The organism is Salipiger bermudensis, assembly GCF_020171625.1.
GTDB lineage: Bacteria > Pseudomonadota > Alphaproteobacteria > Rhodobacterales > Rhodobacteraceae > Salipiger > Salipiger bermudensis_B.
The window spans coordinates 156,206-162,457 of record NZ_JAIUZY010000012.1 but is presented as its reverse complement, the minus strand read 5'-3'; the positions used below and the strand labels follow the sequence as shown (position 1 = coordinate 162,457).

5 protein-coding genes are annotated in these 6,252 nt (G+C 68.1%); 2 read left to right on the top strand and 3 right to left on the bottom strand.

All coding sequences use genetic code 11. The features are described 5' to 3' along the window. Nucleotides 1-1,103: NAD(P)/FAD-dependent oxidoreductase (locus LCM15_RS18490; protein ID WP_224859037.1), on the top strand; the 1,103-nt coding region annotated here is incomplete at its 5' end. A gap of 39 nt (nt 1,104-1,142) precedes the next feature. Here LCM15_RS18490 and LCM15_RS18485 read toward each other — a convergent pair. Continuing rightward, the gene (locus LCM15_RS18485) at nt 1,143-2,039 is read right to left on the bottom strand and encodes a hypothetical protein (protein ID WP_224859035.1); all 897 of its coding nucleotides are present in this window, start codon (nt 2,037-2,039) and stop codon (nt 1,143-1,145) included. Between the two features lie 402 nt (nt 2,040-2,441). Then, nucleotides 2,442-4,490, bottom strand: coding sequence for an NADH:flavin oxidoreductase (locus LCM15_RS18480; protein WP_224859033.1), 2,049 nt, complete (start codon nt 4,488-4,490; stop codon nt 2,442-2,444). A 117-nt stretch (nt 4,491-4,607) separates the two neighbouring features. Here LCM15_RS18480 and LCM15_RS18475 point away from each other — a divergent pair, with 117 nt between their 5' ends. Further along, nucleotides 4,608-5,309 (top strand): TetR/AcrR family transcriptional regulator, encoded by a 702-nt coding sequence (locus LCM15_RS18475; protein WP_224859031.1) that lies wholly within the window; start codon nt 4,608-4,610, stop codon nt 5,307-5,309. A 62-nt stretch (nt 5,310-5,371) separates the two neighbouring features. Here LCM15_RS18475 and LCM15_RS18470 read toward each other — a convergent pair whose 3' ends face one another. Then, nucleotides 5,372-6,196, bottom strand: coding sequence for an SH3 domain-containing protein (locus tag LCM15_RS18470; protein ID WP_224859029.1), 825 nt, complete (start codon nt 6,194-6,196; stop codon nt 5,372-5,374). Between the last annotated feature and the right edge of the window lie 56 nt (nt 6,197-6,252).

Below are 6,252 nucleotides of genomic sequence, written 5' to 3'. Positions count from 1 at the left end.
GCTCGGGCCGCAATGGCGGGCACCTCAACAATGGCATGGCCCACGGCTATGGCGAAGCGAAGGCGCATCTCGGCGCGGACCGCGCCAAGGCGTTGTGGCAGGCGTATGACCGCTCGATCGACATGATCGAGGAGGTCATCGCCGAAGAGGGGATCGCCTGCAATTTCCGCCGCTCGGGCAAGCTCAAGCTGGCCTCCAAGCCCGGCCACGTCGCCGGGCTGCGCGCCAATTTCGAGCTGGTTCACCGCGAGGTCGATCCCGACACCCGCTTCCTCGAGGCGCACGAGCTGGGCGACGAGATCGGCTCGGACCAGTTCCACGGCGCGATGCTCTACGGCAAGTCCGGCATGATGCACATGGGCCGCTACGTGAACGGGCTGGCCGAGGCCGCGCATCGCCGCGGCGCGAAGATCTGGGAAGACGCCCCGGTCACCGGGCGCAAGCGCGAGGGCGGCGGCTGGGTGATCGAGACGCCGCGGGGCACGATCCGCGCCGAGCGCGTGATCGCCGCGACCAACGGCTATTCCAACAGCGTCGCGGGCGCGCCGCTTGGCTATTTCCGCAAGCGCATCATCTCGGTCGGCTCGTTCATCGTCGCCACCCGCCCGCTCAGCGAGGCCGAGATCGCGGCCACCCTGCCGGGCGACCGCACCTATGTCACCTCGATGAATATCGGCAACTATTTCCGCCTGTCGCCGGACCGGCGGCTGATCTTCGGGGGGCGGGCGCGGTTCTCGGCCACCTCGGACCAGAGCTCGGATGCCAAATCGGGCAAGGTGCTGCGCGCGGCGCTGACCGAGATGTTCCCGCAGATGGAAGGGGTCGGGATCGACTATTGCTGGGGCGGCATGGTCGGCATGACCAAGGACCGCCTGCCGCGGGCCGGAGAGGCCGACGGCATGATCTACGGCATGGGCTATTCCGGCCACGGCGCGCAGATGGCGACGCTGATGGGACAGGTGCTCGCCGACATGGCGATGGGCCGCACCGACACCAACCCGTTGCAGGGGCTCGATTGGCCCAAGGTGCCGCTGCACTCCGGCAAGCCGTGGTTCCTGCCGCTGGTGGGGATGTATTTCGGCCTCAAGGACCGGCTGTCGTGACGCGGGGCGCCATCGGGCGCCCCCTCCCCCGGTCCGGGATCAGCCCAGCGATTGCATCGCCAGCCCGTAGGTCATCGGGCCGCTCTTGGCCCGGCGCAACCGGCCGAACCTCATGTCGGTGACGGTGTCGTAGACCCCGAGCCCCGCCGCCGAGACGAAGGCCTCGAAGCGCTCGCTTTCGACGATCGTGTCGAGCCGCAGGAACTCGCCCTCGCAGGCGAGGATGAAATGTGCGGCGAGCTGCATCGCGACTCCGTCCTGCTCGGCGATCAGAGGGCCGATGACGCGGCCCTTGCCGAAGGTGCGCATCATCGCGAAGCCCTCGATCTCGCCGCCACGTTCGGCCACGATCACCTCGGAGACCTCGTTCAGCGCCGTCAGGATGGCCGTCCGCGCCGCGCCGTAGGCGTGCCGGTCGAGCGCCGCGATGGCGGGCAGATCGTCCGGCCGCATGGGCCGAACCGTCACCCCCGCGACCGGCTCGGGCGGATGGATCGCGCGCGCCATGCCCTGATGCTGATACACCAGCCCCACCGGCGTGAACCCGGCCGCCTCGTAAAGCCGATATCCCTCGCGCGTGGCCGAGAGGCGCAGATCTCGGCCCTTCAGATCGTTGATGAGCCGCCGCAGGAGCCGCCCGCCCGTGCCCTGGGCCTGCAGGCGCGGGGTCGTCACCATCATCCCGAGCATGGCGAAATCCTCGTCGCTCGGAAAGCCCATGGCCGAGCTCAGCGGCCTGCCGATCTCGTCCAGGGCGACATAGCCCTTGCCCAGCCCGATGCAGAGCGCGATGTCGGGGGCGCGGTGCGGCCAGAACACGCTCATGGTCAGCTCGTGCATCCGCGTGAGCATGGCCGGCCCCATCTCTTCGATATGAGCCTTGTAGATGTCGACCTGCATCCAGTCGCTTTCGAGGCTGGGGGCTTTCCGGGTCATGAAGGCATCATGACGTGCAAGGGCCTCCTGGGGCATCCCTTCGGCGCTGCCGGCAGGCAGCGATGGGCCAGAATAGTCCTGTGTGAGGCGTGTCATCATCGTCTTTCCGTTTCGGGCCGGCGGTCCCACGACGGACCTCACCTTCTTTATCCGACAAAACTTGTGGAAAGATATGCCGTTTCCATGCTTTCGCCCGAAGGTTCTGCTGTCGCGCAGCCTCCCGGATGCGTGCGCCCCTGCGTCAACCGGGATGACCATCGCTGTCTGTCTTGCACGCCCTCGCGTCCGGGGTTTCTTCGCCGGCTCGGCGCCTAACGGGTTTCCGCGCGGGTGACAAAGCCTCACCCGTCGGCGTCAGGATCGCCCCGTCACGGCCCGACCTGACGGGTGTTCAAGGGTCGGTCAGAGATCCTTCACCAGACGAAGCGCGTCGTAGATCGCCGCGTGGGTGTTGCGGGCGCTGACGGCATCGCCGATGCGAAAGAGCTGAAACGTCCCTTCGGGGTTGCTCGCGATGGTCTGCGGCCGGCCCGCGACGAGCGCGTCCTGATCGACGGCGCCCCGGTTCGACGACAGCTCCCTGAGATCGAAATACAGCTCATCGAGCGGCAGCGTGCCGTAGTTGACCACGATCTGATCGTAGCTCTTCTCGCTCGTGAAGCTGCTGTAATCCGTGCCGATGATGGCCTTGAGACGGTTGCCGTCGCGCTCCACCGCGGTCAGGCGGCGGGTCACGGTGAAGGTCACATCCTTCTCCTGCAGGGCGCGCATGTAGGGCACGAGGTTCATCGCCATGATCTCGGGGGCGAAGACGCGGTCGGGGGTCATCACCTCGACCTTGGCGCCTGCCTTGGCCGCGACTTCGGCCGCCATGAGGGCCGGGTGGTCGCCGCTCTCGTCGTAGATCAGGATGTCCTGCCCCGGTTTGACGTCGCCCGAAAGGATGTCCCAGGCGGAGACCACGAGAGGCTGATCGCTGTTGTCCTCGTAGAGGCCGGTGTTGGGCAGGCCGCCGGTGGCAATGATGACCACGTCGGGCGCTAGCGCAGTGACGTCCGCCGCCTCGGCCCAGGTGTTGAAATGGAAGGTCACGTCGCGGGCGGCACATTGCGCCATGCGCCAGTCGATGATCGAGATCATCTCGCGGCGGCGCTCGCTCAGGGCGGTCAGACGGATCTGCCCGCCGGGCTCGGGCTGGGCCTCGAAGACGGTGACCTCGTGTCCGCGTTCGGCCGCGACGCGGGCGGCTTCGAGCCCGGCGGGACCGGCGCCGACGATCACCACCTTCTTCGGCGTCGCGGCGGGGGCAATGTCGTGCGGCATGGTCTCTTCGCGTCCCGTGGCGGCGTTGTGGATGCACAGCGCCATGCCGCCCTGATAGATGCGGTCGAGGCAGTAGGTCGCGCCGACGCAGGGGCGGATATCCTCCTCGCGGCCCTCGACGATCTTGCGGACCACGTGGGGGTCGGCCATGTGCGCCCGGGTCATCCCGACCATGTCGAGCAGGCCGTTCGCCACGGCGTGGCGGGCGGTGGCGACATCGGGGATCTTGGCGGCGTGGAAGGTGGGCATCCCGGTCTCGGCCTTGACCCGGCCTGCGAAATCCAGATGCGGCGCGTTCTTCATGCCCTGCACGGGGATCACGTCGGTCATCGCCGGGTCGGTGTGGATTCGACCTTTGATCACGTTCAGGAAGTCGACCATGCCCGAGGCCGCGAGGCGCTTGGAAATCTCCAGCCCCTCGTCGGCGGTGATGCCGCCGGGCTCCGCCTCGTCCGCCGTGTAGCGCACCCCGACGATGAACGCGTTTCCTACTCGGGCGCGGATGCCGCGGAGCACGTCGTTGAGCAACTGCATCCGGCTGTCCAGCGTCTGCCCGCCATAGGGCCCGTCGAGATCGTTGCTGAGGGGCGACCAGAACTGGTCGAGCAGGTGGCCGTAGACCTGAAGCTCGATGCCGTCCATGCCGCCGGCCTTCATGCGCTCGGTGGCGTCGGCGAAATCGGAGATGGCGCGCGCGATGTCCCAATCCTCGGCGCGCTTCGGAAAGGCGCGGTGCGCCGGTTCGCGGTGCCGGGTCGAGGAGATCGAGGGCAGCCAGTCGCCCTTGTCCCACCGCGTGCGGCGGCCAAGATGGGTGAGCTGGATCATCACCGCGCAGCCATGCTCGTGGCAGGCGTCGGTGAGCCGCTGGATATGCGGCACCACCTCGTCGCTGTAGGCGAGGACGTTGTTAAAGACCGGCGGGCTATCCCTCGAAACCGCGGCGGACCCCGCCGTCATCGCCAGCGCCACGCCGGCCTTGGCCCGCTCGGCATGGTACGCGACGTAGCGCCCCTTGGGCATCCCGTCTTCCGGGTAGGCCGGCTCATGGCTGGTGGTCATGATGCGGTTCTTCAGCGTCAGATGCTTGAGCTGGTAGGGCTGGAGGAGCGGGTCTCTGGACGTCATCGGGGAATCTCCGGGCTGATAACGGCATCAACCCAACAATGTTCATAACTGTCAACAAAAAGTACGCTGCTGCACATTTTCGTTGTTACCGGTGTTGGCGCGTCCTATGCTCGGCCCATGATCGAAGCGCGCGACAACCCCGACAAACCCTCTGGCTGGCGCGGCTCGCGCGATGTCTGGCTCGACGCGGCCCGCGCCGCCCTGATCGACAGCGGCGTCGATGCCGTGAAGATCCAGCCTCTGGCCAGCCGGCTGGAGATTGCCCGCACCAGCTTTTACTGGTTCTTCAAGGACCGGAAGGCCCTGCTCGATGCGTTGCTTGACGATTGGGAGGCGCAGAATACCGGCGCCTTCGTCGCCGCCTGCGACAGCTTCGCCGAGACCATCACCGAAGCGATCCTCAACCTGATCGCGGTCTTTCAGGATGAGGCGCGGTTCTCGGCGCAACTGGATTTCGCGGTTCGCGGCTGGGCGCACCAATCCGACGCGGTGGCGGTCCGGGTCCATCGGGCAGACGAGGCCCGCCTCGACGCGATCCGCGCGATGTTCCTGCGCTTTGGCTTTGCCTTCGACGAGGCCGACGTGCGGGCGCGCACCGTCTACCTGACCCAAATCGGATACATCGCGATGCAGGTCCGGGAGGATCAGGCCACACGCACGGCCCGCGTGCCCGCCTACGTCCAGACCTTCTGCGGCAAGATCCCCTCCGAGGCCGAAATGGCGCGCTTTAGCGCCGGCCTCGCCGCCGCCAAGGCGCGGGCAGATGCGGATCGACAAGACCGCGCTGCGCCCCCTGCTCCGGCATCGCCGTCGCGCTGACGCGCGGCCGGTCGGCACGTGCCGCTCGCTGGCCCCTCTCGGCTATCAGGACGAAGCGCACCCTACCGCCGGGGCTGGCAGTCGACGCTTGCGATCTCGGCCGAGTGCACCGGGTCGGGCTCCAGCGAAAAGTCGAAGCGCACCGCCACCGTGCCGACGCCGGTTCCGTCGCGGATCAGAAGCCGCGTCTGCCCCTGCTCCCAGATCGTGCGCGGCGCCTCGGCGCCGAGGCTCTGGTAGGAAATGCTTGCCTCGCAGACCAGCGCGACCGTGTCGGTCAGATAGGGCGCGTAGGTGTCGGGGATCTCGAGATCGATGCTCAGCCGCAGCGTGCAGCCCGCAAGCCCCTCCCCCGCGCCACCATTGCGCAGGCAGTCGAACCGCGCGACGTCGGTGCGCAGCGGCTCTTGCAGCCCATCGCCCTCCACCGAGGGCCACGGCATCGGAAGCGGGGGCGACGGCTCGGGCAGCGGCATCGTGACCGGTGCCGCCCCGAACGGCGCGTTGCGGAAGGAGCGTCGGCCAGAGGGCCGACCCTCGACGTCGGTGCCGCGGGTGAGCGTCATCCCCTCGCCGGTTCCGGCGGCCCGCGTGGCATCGGGCTGCCCGAGCCCCGCGAGGGCGCTGGCGGCGACCCAGCCCGACGGGTAGAGGCCGCCAAGATCAATAAGCTGCACCCAGCCACCCCGCACCGCGAGCACCCGCAACATCGTGCCCGGGCCGGGGCGACCGATCACCCGGCTGTCAAATCCCGGCCCCCGGTGCATATCGAGAACGCGGTCGTCGAGCGTGACGGCGTAGCCGGGTTCGAAGGCCGCAGCCGACTGCGGCAGCGACAGGGCAAGCAGCAGGGCGGCCATCGCCGCCCGGATCGGGAACAGGGTCATCTGAGCGCTCCTCTTTCGCCAACCAGAGCAGCACCCTGCGCAGGAAAGTGCAAGGC

What these genes read in the sequence shown, in the direction of transcription:
- LCM15_RS18485 (WP_224859035.1), bottom strand. Translation starts at nt 2,039, where the DNA reads ATGACCCGGAAAGCCCCCAGCCTCGAAAGCGACTGGATGCAGGTCGAC.
- LCM15_RS18480 (WP_224859033.1), bottom strand. Translation starts at nt 4,490, where the DNA reads ATGACGTCCAGAGACCCGCTCCTCCAGCCCTACCAGCTCAAGCATCTG.
- LCM15_RS18475 (WP_224859031.1), top strand. Translation starts at nt 4,608, where the DNA reads ATGATCGAAGCGCGCGACAACCCCGACAAACCCTCTGGCTGGCGCGGC.
- LCM15_RS18470 (WP_224859029.1), bottom strand. Translation starts at nt 6,196, where the DNA reads ATGACCCTGTTCCCGATCCGGGCGGCGATGGCCGCCCTGCTGCTTGCC.